This window comes from Streptomyces sp. JNUCC 64 (genome assembly GCF_054484115.1).
Genome location: NZ_CM137015.1, coordinates 475,892 through 493,548, shown reverse-complemented (window position 1 = coordinate 493,548; position 17,657 = coordinate 475,892). Strand labels below are relative to the sequence as shown.

The following is a 17,657-nucleotide window of genomic DNA, read 5'->3' as shown; positions in this document are numbered from 1 at the left end:
GGCCCGGGGCTCGGGTGGACGGCCCGGGCGCGCCCTGATGATCCAGTCAGCGCCGGGTTCCGCCCGCCCCGGTCAGCCGCCCGCCGCCACCTTCCTCAGGAACGAGGCGGCCACCGGCCCCGCGTCCGCCCCGCCGGAGCCGCCGTCCTCGATGAGCACCGCGAACGCCAGGTCGCCCTGGAAGCCGATGAACCAGGCGTGGGTGCGCGGCGGGGTCCCGGTGCCGAACTCGGCGGTGCCCGTCTTGGCGCCCGGTGCGCCGGGCAGACCCCGCAGCGCCTCGCCGGACCCCTCGGTGACCACCGCCCGCATCAGCGACCGCAGTTCGGCGGCGGTCGCCGGGGGCAGCGGCGCCGTGGCCCTCGCCCGCCCGCGCACCGCGTCGGGGACGAGGACGGGCTGCCGGAAGGTGCCGTCCTTGACGGTCGCCGCCACCGAGGCCATCACCAGCGGACTCGCCTCCACCCGGCCCTGCCCGATCATCGCTGCGGCCTTGTCGTTCTCACTGGTGTTCCGCGGCACCGAACCGTCGAAGGTGGCGGCGCCCACGCTCCACTCCGGGCCGATGCCGAACCATCCGGCCGCCTCGGCCAGGCCGTCGTCGTCCAGCCGGTCGCGCAGACCGATGATCCCGGTGTTGCAGGACCGGGCGAAGCCGTCCCGGAAGGTCGACCCCGGGGGCAGCGAGAACAGGTCCTGGTTCTCGAAGCGCTGACCGTTGACCCGGGCGTAGCGGGGGCAGGGCACCACGGTCTCCCCGCGCAGCCCCTTCGCGATCAGCGCGGCCGCGGTGACCACCTTGAAGTCGGAGCCCGCCGCGTACCGCCCCAGCAGGGAACGGTTGGTTCCGCCGGGCGGGTTGTCGGCGGCGGCGAGGACCTCCCCGGTGCTCGGCCGGACGGCGACCACCGCGGCGTTCTTCTCCAGGCCGCGCAGCGCCGCCTCGGCGGCCCGCTGCGTCCGCCGGTCCAGCGTGGTGCGGACGGACCGGCCGGGGCGGCCCTCGGAGGTGTGCAGGGTGGCGAGGGTCCGGCCGGAGCTGGTGCCGACGATGGCGACCGAGTCCGCGGGCTTCCCGGCCAGCCGTTCGCCGTAGCGGTACTGGAGGCCGCCGCGCCCCGGCGCGCCCACCAGCGCCGGGGCCAGTCCGTCCAGGGGGCGGCCGTCGGCGGCGAGGACCTGTCCACGGCCGTCGGTGTCGGGCCGCAGGGCGAGGGTGCTGCCGTCGGTCAGCCGGGGGTGCAGCACGGCCGGGCTCCAGCGCACCACCCAGCGGCCGTCGCGGCGCACCACCGGCGCCGCCGACTCGTACCGCCAGGTGTCGCCGCCCTTCAGACGGAACGCGGCCCGGAACCGGTGGGCGCCCCCGGGGGTGGATCCGTCGCGCTCGAACGAGATCCGGCTGGTCGGCAGGGACCGGGGGAGCGCCCGCAGCCGGGCGGTGGCCGCCGCCGGGGCGTCGGTCAGCCGCCCCGCCTCCCGGGCGTCGCCCCGGGCCCAGGCGGCCAGGAAGCCGTCGACGGCGGCGGCCCGCGCGTCGGGCCGCTCCTCCCCCTCGCCGCCGAGCAGGAACCAGGCCGTCGTGCCGCCGCCCGCCAGGACGGTCAGCGCGACGGCGGCGGACAGCAGCCGCCGACGGCGGCGGCCCGGGGGCGCTCCGTAGAGGTGGCCGTGATCCGTACCGGAGTGAGGTGCGTAGGTGTCGGACATGCGGCCACCCCAGCAGGCGGACACCCGTGCGATCCAAGAGTCCTATGGGTCCGGAGCTGATAGCGGAATGACTATGATCCCTGTTCGTGGACCTGGTGAAGCACGTCCGGTACTTCGTGGCCGTTACAGAAGAAAGACACTTCGGGCGGGCGGCGGCACGGCTCGGCATGGCCCAGCCGTCGCTCTCGCAGCGCGTCCAGCGTCTGGAACGGGAACTCGGCGTGCGCCTCTTCGACCGCACCGGCCGTCAGATCGAACTCACCGAGGGCGGTCGGCTGCTCCTCGCCGAGGCCCGGCCGCTGCTCGCCCGGGCCGACGCCCTGCTGGGGGTGGCCGCCCGGGTGCGCGGCGGCGCGGCGGGGGTGCTGCGCGGGGCGGTCCCCCCGGAACTCGGCGGCTCCGTGGTCGCGGCCCTGGTCCAGGGCTTCCGGGAACGCTCCCCGGGCGTCCGGCTCGCCCTGCGGGAACTCGGCGCCGAGACCCAGCTCACCGAGTTGCGGGCCGGAACCCTGGACGCGGGGGTGCTGAGGCATCCCGTGGACGTCGCGGGCCTCGGCCTCGGTGACGTGCTGTGCCGCCCGTACGGGGTGCTGCTGCCGCGCCCGCCGGAGCCGGGGACCGCCGGGACCTCCCGCACCGGTGCCGGTGGGGCCGGCCGGGGCCGGCGCGCCGACGGGCCGGCCGGGACCCGGGGAACCGGTGGGCCGCAGACCGGGGCGCGACCGGGTGGGCCGGAGACCGGCGAAGGGGCGCGGGCCGGTCGACCGGCGGGGGCGGACGGACCGGAACCCGGGGCCCCCGTGCCGCTGGCCTCGCTCGACGGCCTCGACCTGGTCCTCTTCCCCCGGGCCGTGGCGCCCGCGCTGCACGCGGAGATCCTCTCGGTCTGCCGCAGACACGGCTTCGAGCCGGGTTCGGTGCTCGCCGGACAGGACCCCGAGTTCGTGGACGGCCTGGTGCTCTCCGGGACGGCCGTGACCTTCACCGGCCGGGACCGCAGGGTCCCCGCCGGGACGGTGTGGCACCCCCTGGACGGTGACCCCTTGCTGGAACAGGTGTCGGCGGCCTGGTCGCGCGGCCGTCAGGACGACCCGGCCGTACGGCTGTTCGCGGAGGTGGTGGAACGGGTGCTCACCGGAGCGGGAGGGATGACCCCGGTGCGGGAGACGGCCGTGGCCCGGCGGAGCGCCGTGTCCGGCCCGGCGTACGGGTACACGGTATGAGCGCCCGGGAGACGGCCGGACGGGGCCCCTCGGCGCCGAGCGGCGTCCGGGCCCGCGTCCGGGCCGTGTTTGACGAGGCGGACGTCACCGGCTGGATGCACGCCCTGGACCTCGCGACGGGCGCCGAGGTCGCCCTCGGCGCGGACACCCCGGTGAGCACCGCCAGCGTCCACAAGCTCTGCCTCGCCGTCACCGTCCAACGGCTGGCGGACGCGGGCCGCCTCGACCCCGACGAGCAGGTCGAGTCGCTTCCGGCCGACCGGACGCCGGGCCCCACCGGACTGGCGATGCTGCGGGGGCCGGTGCGGATGTCCGTGCGCGACCTGCTGGCGCTGTCCCTGACCGTCAGCGACAACGCGGCGACGGACCTGCTCCTGGAAAGGGTCGGCCTCGACGAGGTCAACGCGGCGATGGCGGCCCTCGGACTGCGCCGGACCGTCGCGGCGCTCACCATGCGCGAGCTGATCGCCGCGATCGACGAGGACTCCGGGGGCGACCCCGGACGGCTCGTCTCCGACCCGGCGGTCCTCACCCGGCTGCGGGTCCTCGACCCGGCCCGCGCCAACCGCAGCACCCCCCGTGAGATGACCCGGCTGCTCGCCGCGCTCTGGCACGACGAGGCGTGCTCGCCGGAGCGGGCCCGGGAACTGCGCGAGGTGCTCGGACTCCAGGTGTGGCCGCACCGGCTCACCAGCGGCTTCCCCTACGACGACGTCCGGGTCTACGGGAAGACCGGCACCCTGCCCACCCTGCGGCACGAGGCGGGCGTGGTCGAGTACCCGGACGGCGGCCGGTACGCGGTGGCCGTCTTCACCCGGTCCGCCCGCCAGCGGGCCCGGCAGCCCGCCGCCGACGCGGCCATCGGCACGGCCGCCCGGCTCGCGGTCCAGGCCCTGCGCGCCCCCTGACGGCGGGGGCCCCGACCGGCCGCGCCCCCGCCGGGCCTCCCGCGCTCACCCGCGTGAAGATCCCGTACAACCCCCGGCACCCCTCGGCGGTCATCTCAGCGCCGGACGACACACGCGCGGAACCGGGGCCGTCGGACGACCGCCGCCGTCCCCCACCACGCGCGTTCCGTCCCGGCGAACCGTTCCGGCGGACGCCCAGCCGTCCGCCGTGCCGCAGGAAGAAGAAGACACGCTTATGCGACAGCACCACCTCCGTGCCGCCCTCGCGACCACCGCGTCGGCCGCCCTCGTCGGCGGACTGCTCCTCGCCGCCGGGGGAAGCGCCGCCGCCGCGCCGTCCGGGGTGCGGGGAGACTTCAACGGCGACGGGTACCGCGACCTCGTGGTCTCCGCGCCGCTCGGGAAGGTCGAAGGAAAGGCGGGGGCCGGGTACGTGGCCGTCGTCTACGGGACCGCGAACGGTCTCGACCGCTCCCGGCGCGCCGTCATCAGCCAGGCCACCACGGGCATCCCGGGCGTCCCCGAGAAGGGCGACCACTTCGGCGACCGCGTCACCACCGGCGACCTCGACGGCGACGGCCACACCGACCTGGTGGTCGGCGTCCACGGCGAGCGCGTCGGGAACACCGACGACTACGGTGTCGTCACCGTCGTCTGGGGCGGCCCCAACGGGCTCACGTCGGGCGTCGACCTCAAGACCCCGCTGCCCCAGTACCGCAGCGCCCTCGGCTGGTCCGTCGCCGCCGGGGACTTCGACGGCGACGGACAGGACGACCTGGCCACCCTCAGCAACTCCGTCCCCGCGCTGAACGTCTTCAAGGGCCCGGTCTCCCGGTCCGGCAAGGCGGCCGGACTGACCGGGATCGACACCGACGACCAGACCGGCGTCAGCGCCGACCGCGTGGTCGCGGGGAACGTCACCGGCGACCGCGCGACCGACCTCCTGGTCATGGGCCAGGAGCGCAGCGGGAACCTCTACCGGACCCGCAGCGTCCTCTACAAGGGCGGCACGACCGGACTCAAGCCCGCGGGCAAGGTCGCCGGGGGCTACGACGCGGTCATCGCCGACGTCGACAAGGACGGCCACGGCGACATCGTCACCGGCAACTTCATGGAGAAGTCCGCCGAGGAGCCGAACGGCGACCGCGGGGGCGCCGTCACCGTGACCTACGGCAGCGCCAACGGACTGTCCGGGCGCACCGTGCGGATCACCCAGGACACCGCCGGGGTCCCCGGCGCCGCCGCGCTCAACGACCGCTTCGGCTGGAGCGTGTCCGCCGGGGACACGAACAAGGACGGCTACGCGGACATCGCGGTCGGCGCCACCGGCGAGACCACCGGGAGCCGCAAGGCGACGGGCTCGGTGACCGTGCTGCGCGGCTCCGCGCAAGGGCTCACCGGTACCGGGGCCAAGACCTACACCCAGGACACGGCGGGCGTCCCCGGCGCCTCCGAGGCGTGGGACCAGTTCGGCGCCGCCGTCCGGCTGACGGACGGCGACGGCGACGGCCGCGCGGAGCTGGTGGTCGGCGCCTTCGCCGAGAACGACGGCGCGGGCGCGGTCTGGGTGTTCCCGGCCACCCGGAGCGGACTGACCACGACCGGCACCACGTCCTTCGGCGCCTCCTCGGTCGGCGCGCCCACCGGACTCTCCTACTTCGGCGAGTACCTGACGGGCTGACCGGCGCGCCGGGCCCGTCGCGATGGAGCGGCGGGGCGGCGGGGCGGCGGGCGTGGCGGGGCGATGAAGCGGTGAAGCGGCGGGGCCGGGTCCGACGGGACCCGGCCCCGCCCTGTGCCCGCCCGTGGCACTCCGCGCCGGGCGCGTGCGCGCCTGCGGGCGCGGCCGGGACACGGGCCCGCGCGTTCACCTCCGTCCCCCGCGCGTGCGCACCCGTACCCGGGGCGGCCGGAAGGATTCCGGTTGTGGAGGACGGGACCGGTTCCCCCCGGGACCTCCCGGGTGCTCCTAGCATCGACGGGTGCCCGGACGGGCGCCGGTGTCCGGTGACGGCCCGGCGCCGCTGTCCGGCGAACCCACAGCCGAGGAAGGGAAGTCCCGACGATGAACTCCCCGGGCCCGTTACGCCTCCCCGCCGCTCCGCTCAGAGCGCTGACCGTCCTGCTCGCCGCCCTGGCCCTGGTGCTCGCCGTGCCCGCCCCGGCCGGGGCCACCGCCCTCTACGAAGTGCCCGCCGCCCGGGAGGGCGGTGTCGCCCTCACCGTCCGGCTGCACTCGGCCAGCGTGCCCCGGCCCTACCAGCCGGACCCCACGGCGTCCGAGGGACCCCGCAAGTGCGTCCTGCGGTACCACGAGTACTACGGCACCCAGGGCTGCGGCGGTTTCCAGGTGAACGTCCTGCTGCGCGGTCTGCGCGCCCAGCCCGGATACCCGGCGGCCGTCCGCGACGGTGTCCAAGGCCGTTTCGCGGCGTACGCCGACGTGGCGCGGACCTTCGGCTGCGCGGACGCCGGCGGCGTCATCGACCCCGCCACCAAGACGGTCGTCCGTGAGACCCAGCGCCGACTGGACGAGGTGTACTTCAGCGCGGACGTCGGATACGTGGTCGAGTCCCACGCCAAGGGATCCGGGGACTTCGGCCCGCAGTTCTACGTCAACTTCGCCCCGGTGCGGGTGGACTGCCCGTCCGGGACGACGGCCACGCAGTACGGCCTCAAGGTCTCGAACCTCACGGTCCACGCCCCCGCCCCGGCGCTCTTCCGGGACCCGGTCTGGACCCACCCCGGCCCGTACTACGCCTGACGCGACGGCCCCGGCCCGGCCGGACGACCGGGCCGGGGCACGGGGAGGGGCCGGGCTCAGCCGCCGGTCGTGCGGGGACGTCCGTACTGCTCGTCCGTGACCGGCTCCAGCCAGTCGGTCTCGGGGGTGTTGTCCCAGAACCCCTCCCACAGGGCGAGGTGTTCCATGAACCGGTCCGGTCCGGCGCCGTGCCAGTGCTCCTCACCCGGCGGACAGAGGACCGTGTCGCCCTGCCGGACCTCCAGCACGACCCCGTCCCGGGTGCCCACCAGGGCGGTTCCGGAGACCACGTGCAGGGTCTGCCCCAGCACATGGGAGTGCCAGTGGGTGCGGGCCCCGGGCGGGAAGCGCACCAGACCGGCCCGCATCCGGGACTGCTCCTGGCCGACGGGGATGACGTCGAGCCAGACGTCACCGGTGAACCGGTCGGCCGGGGCCCTGGTGGTGGCCGACCGTTTGACGAACTCCATGATCGTTTCTCCGGGTGTGCGCTGGAAGACGGTGGGAAGGGGACGGCGACGACGGGACGGGAACGGCGGGAACGGGCGACCGGACGTGCCGGACGGGGGCGCCCGGCGTCGCGCGCCGTGCGGCGACGCCCGGCGCGCGACGGACCGTCCGCACGTCCGCCGGTCCCTCCGGCAGAGCAGGATTCCCTGCCGCCCCCGATCGAGCCAGGGACAAAACCCTCCCTCCCGGCGGACGCCCGGTCCCGGCCACACTGGGCCCATGAGCAGCGGTACACGCCCCGACCGGCTGGGAACCTTCCTCCGGGAGCGCCGGGCGGAGCTGAGTCCCGGCGCGGTCGGGCTGCCCGACACCGGGAGACCCCGCCGCGTCCGGGGACTGCGCCGTGAGGAGGTCGCCGCCCTGGCCGCCCTCAGCACCGGCCACTACACCCGGCTGGAACAGGGCCGGGCCCGGGCCTCCACCGCCGTTCTGCACGTCCTCGCCCGGGCACTGCGCCTGGACGACGTCCAGCGCGCCCGGATGTTCGCCCTCGCCGGACGCCTCGCGGACCGCCCGCCCCGGCGCACCCCGCAGCGGACCCGCCCCGGACTGCGACGGCTGCTCGACGGCCTGACCGCCGTCCCGGGCGTGGTCCTCGGCCGCCACACCGACGTCCTCGCCTGGAACCCGCTCGCGGCGGCCCTCGTCACCGACTTCGCCCGGCTGCCGGAGAAGCACCGCAACTACACCCGGCTGGTGTTCACCGATCCCACGGCGCGCGAGCTGTACGCCGACTGGGAGCGCGTCGCCCACCTCTGCGTCGCCCGGCTGAGGGCGGAGGCCGACCAGGACCCCGGCAGCCCCCGGCTGGCCGCCCTCGTCGGCGAACTGTCGTTGCTGGACGCCGACTTCCGCCGCTGGTGGGCCGTTCCCCAGGGCGCGGCGCGCGAGGCGGGCACCATGCTCCTGCGCCACCCCCTGGTGGGCGAACTGACCCTCGACCACGACGTCCTCACCACCGCCGCCGACCCCGGGCAGCGGCTCGTGGTCTGGTCCGCCGAACCGGGTTCCCCCTCCCACGACGCGCTGCGCATCCTCGCCTCCTGGAACCCGGGTCCGAACGCCACCACCGTTACGGGTGAAGGGAGTTCGCCGTCCGGCTGAACCGCCCGCCGGTCCGTCCCGGCGCTGCCACACTGACGGACATGAACAACGGTGACGGCGACCCCAGAGAGCTCGGGGCGTTCCTCAGGACCCGTCGGGCCGCGCTGGACCCGCTCCAGGTCGGGCTGCCGGACGACGGGACGCCCCGCAGGGTGGTGGGGCTGCGCCGGGAGGAGGTCGCCCGGCTGGCCTCCATCAGCACCGACTACTACACCCGGGTGGAACAGGGGCGGATGAACGCCTCGGTCCCCGTGCTGGAGTCGCTGGCCCGGGCCCTGCGCCTCACCGACGACCAGCGCGCCTACCTCTTCGGCCTCGCCGGACGCCCCCTGGCCGAACCGGCCGCCCGGGCGGGCCGGGCCGTCAGTCCGCACACCCTCAGGGTCCTCGACCAGCTGACCGCCTGCCCCGCCGTCGTCCTCTCCGACGCCATGGACGTGCTGGCCTGGAACCGGCTCGCGGCGGCGCTCCTCACCGACTTCGGACGGCTCCCCGAAGCCGACCGCAACTACGTCTGGCTGCTCTTCCACCACCCCGGGCTGCGCGCCCTCTACGCCGACTGGCGGGCCGGGGCCCGGGCCTGTGTGGCCTATCTGCGGATGCGCTCCGCGCGCCGCCCCGACGACCCCCGGCTGCACCGCCTCCTGGACCGGATGACCGGCCAGCCCGACTTCCAGCGCTGGTGGCGGGAGCGGGAGGTCGCCGTCCAGGGAACCGGCAACAAGGTGTTCCTCCATCCGCGCGTCGGCACCCTGGTCCTGGACTGGGACACCCTCGGCAGCGCCGTCACCCCCGATCAGCAGGTGGTGGTCTGGACGGCCCGGCCCGGCAGCCCCTCGGAGGCGGCACTGCGCAGGCTCGCCGAGCACGCGGCGACGGAGTCCGGGGCGACGGGGGAGACGGGGGCGGAGACGGAGACGGTCGACGGGGCGGGGGCGGCGTCGGGCGCGACGACGGTGGACGCGACGGCGGTGGACGCGGGGCGGAACGGGTCGCCCGAGCCGTCCAGGGCCCGCTGAGGGCGGTACCGGCCCGGCCCGTGGTCAGCCGACCGAGGGCCGGACCGGCAAGGGCGTCTCACATCAGCACCCGCTCACAGACGCACTGTTCGTCCTGGTAGCCGCAGATCCACCCCCAACTGCTCGACTGGGGGAGTCCGCCCGCCGTGGCGAAGCGCGGATCGGACTGATCGGTGATCCACTCCCGGCGGCCCGCGTCCCAGACGTGGTCCTTCACAGTGACGGTGAGGTTCCCGGGGTCATGGCCGAGTTCCTTCAAGGTGCCCGTGGGGTTGGCGAGGAACGCGGGGAACTCCTCCTGACTGAAGCGGAGGTAGAAGAACGGCGGCAGGTAGTCCTCGGCCTCTTCCGGCCGCAGACGGGTGACGTTCGGCATGGCACGCTCCCTGTGACGATGGGCCGCCGCCCGGTGGTGCCGGGGCCGGAGGGCACGGCGGGGGAGCCGTCCGGCCGGTCAGACCTCGATGGCCTCCGTGTCGGCGGTCGTACTGGTGAATCCATTGGTCGTGGTGACCCTCAACCGGACGCGATCGCCCGGCCGCAGCCCGGTGCGGTCGATCCGCACCACCGGGTCCCGCAGCCCCACCCCGACGGTCCGCCAGGTCCGTCCGTCGTCCGTGCTGATCTGCGCGGAGTAGGTGGGGGCGCTCCCCGGATCCCCTCCGCCGTCGAACTCCAGCGCGAGCCCCAGGGCCCCGCCGTCGCTTCCCGCGTGCCGGGCGGCGCGCAGTCCGGCCGGCGGGCCGCCGGGCCGGAAGGTGTCCACCACCCGCCCCCCGACGACCAGTTCGACCGACTCGGGGCTGGCCCCGGCCGGGACCACCGCGTCGACCAGACCGACGCGGTCGTCGTCCGGGGCCAGTTCGGAGGCGATCCGGACCGGTACCGGTATCTCGCGCGGAGGCGCCCCGTCCGACTGCGTGACGCGCAGGACGACCTGGGGCACGGCGTCCGGGCCGTCCGCGCCCCCGGGCGGAGCGGGGCGCGCGGCCCGCGACGACACCGGGTTGACGAAGCGGATGCCGCCCTCGCCCCGGGTGAGGTTCACCGTGCCGACCACGCTCACCAGGTCCTCGTCACCGGGCGCCGCCCCGGCCAGGTTCCGGGGGACCGCCACCCGGGCGACGGACACCTCGGGGAACCGTCCGTCGGGGCGTCCGCCCACGGCGCCGCCCACCGCGACGGGCGGTTCGGCGGGCGCGACGGGGGCCCCGGGACCGTCCCCGGGGGCGGGGGCACCGGCCGACAGCGACTCCTCGGCCAGCAGCCGACGGCGTACGCCCTCGTAGGTGTAGCTGCTGAGCCACTGGCGCGGGCAGTAGGTCATGACGTCGTGCCACTGGACCCCGGGCAGGGCCCGCATGGGCAGGTTCAGCGCGGGATCGCCCACGTCGAACCCGGTGAAGCCGTCGGCCGTGTCGGAGAGCTGCCCCTTGACGAAGGGGTAGCCCGCCAGGTCGTCCGGGGTCTCGCCGCAGAACCCGGGGTGCTTGCGGCCCAGGGTGTGGGCGAGTTCATGGGCCCCGTACCAGTCGCTGTACGAGCCGTCGAAGTCCCAGCCCCAGTCGCCCGCCCCGGCCGGGGACGAGGCGACGGTGGCCGGGTCCGGCAGCGCGGGGATGCCCGCCGCGCAGCCCCGCAGGAAGAACCCGCCGTCGGACACCAGGGCCAGGTAGTGGACCCGGGGATCGGCGCCCGCGCTGATGTCCAGGGCCCGGATCGCGGCGAGTTGGGCGTTGGCGTCGTTGCAGGTGAAGGGCGGCGCGGCGGTCGCGTCGAGGACCGTGTACGAGCTGATCACCTCGGCCACCGGATAGGCCCGCCGCAGCCAGCTGAGCAGCGCGGCGAGGTCGGCGGGCCGGGGGGTGTGGGTGACCGTCGGGGTGCCCTGCCGGTAGCGCAGCCCCAGGACCCGCACCCGCAGCGGCGCCCCGTGGTGGAACCAGACGGTCGGGCCGTGCGGGGCGCCGCCCAGGGGGACGACGGCCCCGGTGACGGAGTCCGTGAGGGCCACCGCGCTGACGCTGAGCGGCCCCTCCCCGGTCAGGGCGGCGGGCAGGAGGAAGTTGAGGCTCAGCGCGGCGTCGGCCCGCCGGGCGGCGAGGTCACGGGGGTCGGCGGGATCGAGGGTGACGGTGTTGACGGAGGTCAGCGTGACGGGGGGCTCGGCGGGGGAGCGCAGGGCGGTCAGGGTGCCGCGCACGGTCCGTGCCGGGCCGTCGGCGCAGTGGACGTAGAGCCGGACGGCGGTGGCCTTGCGGGCGATCAGGGTGACGCTGTGCTGGAGGTCCTGCACCGACTGGGTGATCTCGGTGGCGTCCAGGACCGCTGGGGTCAGGGGGGACATGACGGATTCCTCGAACAGGTTTTCCCGTAACTCCAGCCTAGGCCGGTCGGGGGGTTCCCGCCCGTTCCCCGGGGCGCCCGGTGGCGGGAGCGTGGCGGCGCGCCCAGAACGGCCGGTCCGGCCAGCGCCCTTCCCCCCGGTAGGCGTGGGCGTGGTTCCCGAGGTACGCGGTCTCGATCCCGTCCAGGAACGCGGTGTAGTCCGCGAGAGCTGCTGTCCCGTCGTCGTCCCCGGCCAGCGCGTCGGCCACCGCCCGTCCGGCGCGGGCCCCGGTGTGCAGGGCGGTGAGGACGCCCTGGGAGGAGAGCGGGTCGAAGGCGAGGGCCGCGTCGCCCGCAGCGATCCAGCCCGGCCCGCAGGACGGGTCCAGCCGACGGCCGTGGGCGGCGGCCCAGCGGGGCGCGGGGCGGCCGTCCAGGACGTAGCCCTCCAGCCGTCCCCGTACGTGCGCGGTCGCGTCGGCCGCCGCCCGGAAGCCGTCGGGGGAGCGCAGCGCGGACGGCGCCAGGTCGGGGTCGGTCAGATGGACGGCCAGCCGCCCGGCGGGGACCCGGGTGGTGTACCACCAGCCGTCGGGCACCGCCTCGACCAGGGTGCGCGCGTCCCGGTCCGGTCCGTGCCCCGGACGGCGGCCCGGGAAGAGGGTGTACGCGGCGATCAGACGGTCCTGACGGCGGCGGACGCCGTGGCGGCGGCCGAGCGCGCAGCGGCGGCCGGTGGCGTCGACCACCCACCGGCAGCGGACCTCCCGCGTCGCGCCGGTCTCCCGCTCCCGGACGAGCAGCCCCTCCCCGGAGCGGGCCAGCGCGGTGCCCCGCCACGGCCGGGCCCCGGCCGCGACCGCCGCCGCCCGCAGGAAGGCGTCGAAGCGGACCCGGTCGAGGTGCCAGCCGGGCCCGTACGGATCGAAGAGGTGGCCCCGGCCGTACGGCGTCCCCGAACCCCAGGCGGCCCAGGTGCCGGTGGACTCGGGGTGCCCGGCCGCGAGGAAGCCGTCCAGCAGCCCGAGGTCGCGCAGCAGCGGACGGGCCGCCGGGGGCAGGAACTCCCCGATGCGGAAGGCGTCCGGCGCGCCGTGGCCGTCGGCGCCGTCGACGAGCAGCGTCCGGTGCCCGCCGCCCGCCAGCACCAGCGCGGCCGCCGCCCCCGCCGGGCCGCCGCCCGCCACCACGGCGTCGTAGACCCCGGTGGGGCGCGGACCGCCGCTCACCGGTCGCGCCGGAACCGGACGACCTTGTCGATGAAGCCCGCCGACACCTCCTCGTCGGGCTGCTCGGCGGTGCTCACCGCGCTGGCCAGCGCGGCCCCGCCCAGCACCGGGTCCGCGCCGAGCGGCACGTGCAGCGGCACCAGGTTCCGTCCCGCCGGGGGCGCGGGCGCGCGCGGGAAGCTCACCTCCGACTCGACCAGCATCTCCGCCGGGAGCCGGGGGTCGTCGGTGGCCCCGGGGCGGCGCTCCACGAGACCCAGCTTCCCGAAGTCGCGGACCATGGCGTTGATGGTGTCGAGGTATCCGGAGGGCAGCCAGCGCATCCAGGGCCGCCGGTTCTCGAACGCCGCCAGCCGCTCGGCCAGCGGGCGGGAGGTGTCCACGGCCACCTCGTAGTCCTCCTCGGCCAGCACCTGGTTGGGCACCCGGGCGGGCCAGAAGGTCGGCAGGTACGGGTCGTACTTGGGGCCGAAGCCGGCCGCGCCGTAGCCGTACCCGGACAGACAGCTCGCGGTGTCGGTCTGCCAGGGCACCGCCATCCACCGGGTGAGCCCGCCGGGCTCCTGGCCGTACAGCGGACCGTCCACGGAGAGCGCCGCCCTCGGGGTGAGCTTCGGCCCGTAGGACAGGGGGGCGGGCCGCGCCGGATCGCGGTGGCGCACCCGGAAGGGGGCGCCGTACAGGGTGGTGTGGCGCATCGGCCAGGTGAGTTCGCACCCCGGGTGGAAGGCGTCCGCGAGACAGAACGACAGGGCCGCCCGGTCGAGCGTCGCGGGCCGCTCGGCGAACGGCACCTGGTCCAGCGAGGTGGGCGCGACGGCCGTCGGGTCGTGGTCCGCGGTGAACCTCCCGTCGGCCCAGCGGTCCAGCAGCCGGTACTGGAGCGGGGAGAGCGTCGAGTGCTGGCGCGGCGACTCGGGCGGCAGGCTCATCGCGTCCCCGTAGAGCGCGGGCCACGGCACGGGGGACAGCCCGTCCCGGTCGTAGTCGCGCATCGCGGCCCAGACCTGGCGGCGCAGTTCCCGGCGCGCCGGGGACGGGTCGGCCAGCGCCGCGAGCCGCTCGGGGTCGAGGAAGTGTTCGCGTCCGCCGTGTCCGAACTGGGCGGCCAGGCCCCGGTTGACCCACTGGAGGCCGCACAGCCGCCGCAGCACGGGCAGCACGTCCCGGGTGAACGACACCTCCCGCGGGGCGGGCAGCGCGCCGGAGGCGACGTAGGCGTCCCGCAGCAGGTCGTAGAGGGTGCGCACCGAGGTCAGTTCGGGCGCGTAGTTGGGCGGCGCGGTCACCACCCAGCCCGGCTCCACGGGCACCGTCCGCCCCTCGATCCTGACCTCGGCGGTGACCGGGCCGTCGGAGACGTCGTCGTACCAGCCGTCGTTGTTGGCGAAGGTGTCGGCGGGGGCGCCGGTGAGCGAGGCCGAGCGCCCCCGGCCGCCGAGGAACACCAGCCGTCCGGCGCCGTCGGTGCGCAGCTCGCCCAGGTAGACGGACACCCCGAGGAAGGCCCCGGTGTCGAACCGGTACTCGGGCCGGTCGGAGCGGTCGCGGCCCCGCACGGAACGGGGGCCCGGGTCGATGACGAGGCGCTCGCGCTCGGCGGCCGGGACCGTAGCGTTGCGCGGCAGGCTGTCCTCGGTCCGGTCCGCCTCCGGGATGTCGAGGGCCAGCTGGAACTGGTACCAGGCGCCCTTGGCGTTGGCGACGTGCACGGTCCAGCGGATGTCCGCGTTGTCGGCGGTCAGCTCCGCGACCGGCTCGCCCGCCGCGTTGTAGCCGTACAGCCGGAAGCGGACCGCCTGCCGTTTGAGGGCGCCCGTCGCGTCCTTGTAGCCGTCCGGGGGAGCGGCGGGCGCGGTGTCGGTCTCGGGGGCGAGGAAGAACCCGTCGGCGCTGTCCCCGACCCGGGCCACCCCGATCGCGGGGTGCACGGCGGCCCGCACGATCCGGGTGTCGCGGGCGGGCGGCGGGGTGAGCGGCGGCCGGGCGGGCCCCGGCTCGGCCTCGGGGACCCCGTTGACGTCGCGGCGCTGCCGCGCCGAGGCCCGGTACACGCTCCGGCGCGCCTCCGCGACGCTGCCCACCGGGCGGTGTTCGGCGAGCGAGTGCCAGGGGTTGAAGGCGAGGTTCTCGCCGTAGGCGGCCTGTCCCCGGGCGTCGACATCCTGCTGCCGCAGGGTCAGCCGGCCCACCGGCACCGGGGCGCTGTCGGCCTCCTCCCAGCGCACGGTGGCCCGGTCCAGCGGCATCCGCTCCGGGTCGGTGCGGAACTGGAGCAGCAGGTCGAAGGCGGCGGTCCCGGCGGCGAGCCGGTGCCGCAGATCGGTCCCCAGGTACCCGGGGTCCTCGTCGGGCGGGACGGCCGCCGGGTCGCCGGGCGCGTGGCCGGACGGCACCAGCTTGTACTTCACGAACCGGTCGGGTCCGAAGGCGTAGGGCAGGACGCCCCAGTAGGTGGCCGTCAGCACGCTCTCCTCGGCCTTGGCCATCGCGTCGAGGACCTCCCGGGTGACCGGATGGTCCCTCAGGTACGGCTCGTAGTCGCCGTCCACCACCCCCGCCCGGGTGAACGCGCACATGTCCTTGGCGGTGTCCACGAAGAACACGTCGTGGTTCTGGAGCAGCAGGTCCTGCGTCCCCGCCGTCTCCTCGCCCGCCAGCAGCTTCGCGCCGGGCACGCCGAACAGCTTGACCCCCGCCCCGAGGGTGGTGCGCAGGTCAGGGCGGCCGGGGACGGTGTCACTGGAGAACCGCACCCAGGCGGCCAGCCCCCCGGGCCGTTCGTGGGCGGCCCGCAGGAACCCGACGCGCAGCTCGGGCGGAAGGTCCGGCGCCACCGTGAGCACCCCGCGGGCCACCCCGTGCGGCTTGAGGAACACCGGCCGCCGCACCGGGTCCTGACCCCGCGCCATCCGGGCGCCCTGGGTCCGCTCCACGAACATCTCCCGCAGCGCGGCCTCGGCGTCCTCCTCGCAGGAGGGCGGGTCCTGGGGGCCGGAAGGTCCCTCGGCGGACCCGGGGGTACCGATCATGCTGTGCTCCTTCGAGGACGGGCGCGGAGACGGGTCCGGACGCGGAGTCCGGGAGGGCGGGGGCCGGGGTCAGGTCCCGGGCGCGGGGCCCCGGCTGCACGCGGACGGTCCCGGTGGCGCGGGTGGCGCGGGTGGCGCGGGTGCGTCGGTCTCGGTCACGATCCGCAGCATCTCGTCCGAGGGCACCCGCTGATGGGTGACGATCTGCGGGCACCGGCGGCACATCGGCGGACCCTCCTGCCGGAACCAGCGGCACCGCGCGCGGATCGGACAGGCGGGGAGCCGGACGGTGACCTCGTCCAGCAGGACGACGCCACGGCCCGCGATCCCGCAGGCGGAGTCCTTGAAGTGGGCGCACTCCGAGGTCCGGCAGGGCGCCGCGAACCGGAACACCTCGTCCGGCGCCACCGGCCCGGCCAGTTCGATCAGCTCCCGGTCCACCGGCAGCGCCCGCTCGGTGGGGACGACCCGGGGTTCCTCCGCCGTGCCGGACAGCACGCCGATGAGCACCGACTCCCCGGGGACCGGGGGAGCGCTCGGACACAGCAGCGGCTTCCCGGTCCCCCCGTCGCCGTGCCCGTGGTCCGGCGCGGGTCGGCCGTCTCCGTCCGGCCCCCGGTGCGGCCCTTCGGTTCCGTCCGGGCCCCGGGTCCCGTCCGGCTCCCGGATTCCGCGCGGCCCGTCCGTTCCGTCCGGCCGCTGGCGGGGCACGGCCGGACTACCCGTTGAACTGACGGGGCTGGATGTTCTGCACCGCGAACTGTCCCGTGACCTCGTCCCGGGCGAACGACACCTCGAACAGCGCGTCCGGGAAGTATCCGACCAGGATGGGGCCGCGCGCCTCCACGTCGTCGGAGAAGTTCCGGGCGGCGAGCGCGATCGCGACGCCCTCGGCGGCGGCCTTCGCGACCTGGTCCGGGGCGATCCTCTCGTCAGCCATGTCCTGCCTTCCTGCTGGTTCTCGACCCTGGCGGCTCCACGCTCGCACGCCCCGGCACCGGTCGCACGGCCACCGGGACCGATCGGGGCGGCGGCCGTCCGGCACGTCCGGGACCCACGGACCGGCCCGGTCCGTGGGTCCCGTCACCGGCCCGGCTCAGCGGGTCCGCCGCCGGTAGTAGGCCACCGTGACCACCGCGAGCAGCGGGCCCCAGGCCAGCAGCGGCAGGTAGCAGCCGCTCATCACCCAGTAGTGGACGCCCTCGGGGGCCCCGGGGGCGCTCATGTTGTCGGAGTCGTTCCAGTCGAACGCCCCGGAGACGGTGACGAAGGTGACGAGCGCCGCGCCGACCGAGGCGGGGATCACCGCGGCCAGGACGGGGATGCGACGGCCGCCCAGGACCGGTACCCAGCGGGGGAGTTCCTCGCCCCACCGGTGGATCAGCCCCAGGGTGAGCAGTCCGAGCGTCTCGGCGAGCAGGCTCACTCCGACCAGGTAGAAGGATTCGAGGCTGGGGAAGTTGTCCGGATGGAGGTACGCGTCGGTGAAGCCGGAGTCCCAGCCCAGGGCGATGGCGACGCGCCAGAGCCCGGACGGCACCAGGGTCAGCGCGGCGGCGTGCGCCGCCAGCCTGATGGACCGTGGCACCCGGGGCGCGGCCGTGACGGGGACGTCGGCGAGCGGGGCGCGGGCGACGGCGGTGACGGTCGAGGGGGTGCCGGTCGTGGTGCTGGGCATTGGGGGACTCCCGTGTTCCGGAGGGGGGCTCGTCCACCGCTCCGGTGGACGTCTCAAGCCTCGCTCCCGGAGCCCCGCGGTCCCATCCGCCGTTCGGCACAAAGACCGGGTCCGCCGTCCGGCCCCGCTATGCCGTTCGGCGGAGGGCTCCG

Annotated in this window: 15 protein-coding genes; 6 read left to right on the top strand and 9 right to left on the bottom strand. The window is 76.0% G+C overall.

Annotated features, from left to right (window positions below):
• Positions 1–72 precede the first annotated feature (72 nt).
• Entirely contained in the window at positions 73–1,710 is a 1,638-nt protein-coding gene (locus ACVWNX_RS01920; RefSeq protein WP_454412083.1) for a penicillin-binding transpeptidase domain-containing protein, read from the bottom strand.
• 86 nt (positions 1,711–1,796) lie between these two features.
• Here ACVWNX_RS01920 and ACVWNX_RS01915 point away from each other — a divergent pair, with 86 nt between their 5' ends.
• The 4 genes from ACVWNX_RS01915 (at position 1,797) to ACVWNX_RS01900 (ending at position 6,605) form a co-directional block, all read left to right on the top strand.
• A complete protein-coding gene (locus tag ACVWNX_RS01915) occupies positions 1,797–2,933 on the top strand; it encodes a LysR family transcriptional regulator (protein WP_454412082.1) in 1,137 nt (378 codons plus the stop codon).
• On the top strand, positions 2,930–3,841 hold the full coding sequence (locus ACVWNX_RS01910; RefSeq protein WP_454412081.1) for a serine hydrolase: 912 nt from the start codon (positions 2,930–2,932) through the stop codon (positions 3,839–3,841). Before ACVWNX_RS01915 ends, ACVWNX_RS01910 begins: the two co-directional genes overlap by 4 nt.
• 235 nt (positions 3,842–4,076) lie before the next feature.
• Positions 4,077–5,522 (top strand): FG-GAP and VCBS repeat-containing protein, encoded by a 1,446-nt coding sequence (locus tag ACVWNX_RS01905; RefSeq protein WP_454412080.1) that lies wholly within the window; start codon positions 4,077–4,079, stop codon positions 5,520–5,522.
• 384 nt (positions 5,523–5,906) lie between these two features.
• Positions 5,907–6,605, top strand: coding sequence for a hypothetical protein (locus tag ACVWNX_RS01900; protein WP_454412079.1), 699 nt, complete (start codon positions 5,907–5,909; stop codon positions 6,603–6,605).
• A gap of 56 nt (positions 6,606–6,661) precedes the next feature.
• Here the strand turns inward: ACVWNX_RS01900 and ACVWNX_RS01895 are convergent, their stop codons facing one another.
• Entirely contained in the window at positions 6,662–7,075 is a 414-nt protein-coding gene (locus tag ACVWNX_RS01895; protein ID WP_454412078.1) for a (R)-mandelonitrile lyase, read from the bottom strand.
• Between the two features lie 259 nt (positions 7,076–7,334).
• Between ACVWNX_RS01895 and ACVWNX_RS01890 the strand changes: the two genes are divergently transcribed.
• Together ACVWNX_RS01890 and ACVWNX_RS01885 are read left to right on the top strand one after the other, a co-directional pair.
• On the top strand, positions 7,335–8,219 hold the full coding sequence (locus tag ACVWNX_RS01890) for a helix-turn-helix domain-containing protein (protein WP_454412077.1): 885 nt from the start codon (positions 7,335–7,337) through the stop codon (positions 8,217–8,219).
• 41 nt (positions 8,220–8,260) lie between these two features.
• The gene (locus ACVWNX_RS01885) at positions 8,261–9,238 is read left to right on the top strand and encodes a helix-turn-helix domain-containing protein (RefSeq protein WP_454412076.1); all 978 of its coding nucleotides are present in this window, start codon (positions 8,261–8,263) and stop codon (positions 9,236–9,238) included.
• Between the two features lie 58 nt (positions 9,239–9,296).
• Here ACVWNX_RS01885 and ACVWNX_RS01880 read toward each other — a convergent pair whose 3' ends face one another.
• From ACVWNX_RS01880 to ACVWNX_RS01850, 7 genes are all read right to left on the bottom strand, one after another.
• The gene (locus ACVWNX_RS01880; protein WP_454412075.1) at positions 9,297–9,614 is read right to left on the bottom strand and encodes a hypothetical protein; all 318 of its coding nucleotides are present in this window, start codon (positions 9,612–9,614) and stop codon (positions 9,297–9,299) included.
• 78 nt (positions 9,615–9,692) lie between these two features.
• Complete coding sequence (locus ACVWNX_RS01875) at positions 9,693–11,585, bottom strand: hypothetical protein (protein ID WP_454412074.1); 1,893 nt, start codon at positions 11,583–11,585, stop codon at positions 9,693–9,695.
• A 37-nt stretch (positions 11,586–11,622) separates the two neighbouring features.
• A complete protein-coding gene (locus ACVWNX_RS01870; protein ID WP_454412073.1) occupies positions 11,623–12,795 on the bottom strand; it encodes an FAD-dependent monooxygenase in 1,173 nt (390 codons plus the stop codon).
• Entirely contained in the window at positions 12,792–15,827 is a 3,036-nt protein-coding gene (locus ACVWNX_RS01865) for a LodA/GoxA family CTQ-dependent oxidase (RefSeq protein WP_454412072.1), read from the bottom strand. Before ACVWNX_RS01865 ends, ACVWNX_RS01870 begins: the two co-directional genes overlap by 4 nt.
• Before the next feature lie 69 nt (positions 15,828–15,896).
• Positions 15,897–16,337, bottom strand: a complete 441-nt coding sequence (locus ACVWNX_RS01860) for a hypothetical protein (protein WP_454412071.1) — start codon at positions 16,335–16,337, stop codon at positions 15,897–15,899.
• Between the two features lie 208 nt (positions 16,338–16,545).
• Positions 16,546–16,767 (bottom strand): hypothetical protein, encoded by a 222-nt coding sequence (locus ACVWNX_RS01855; protein ID WP_454412070.1) that lies wholly within the window; start codon positions 16,765–16,767, stop codon positions 16,546–16,548.
• A gap of 156 nt (positions 16,768–16,923) precedes the next feature.
• Positions 16,924–17,505, bottom strand: a complete 582-nt coding sequence (locus ACVWNX_RS01850; protein ID WP_454412069.1) for a hypothetical protein — start codon at positions 17,503–17,505, stop codon at positions 16,924–16,926.
• Positions 17,506–17,657: the final 152 nt, after the last annotated feature.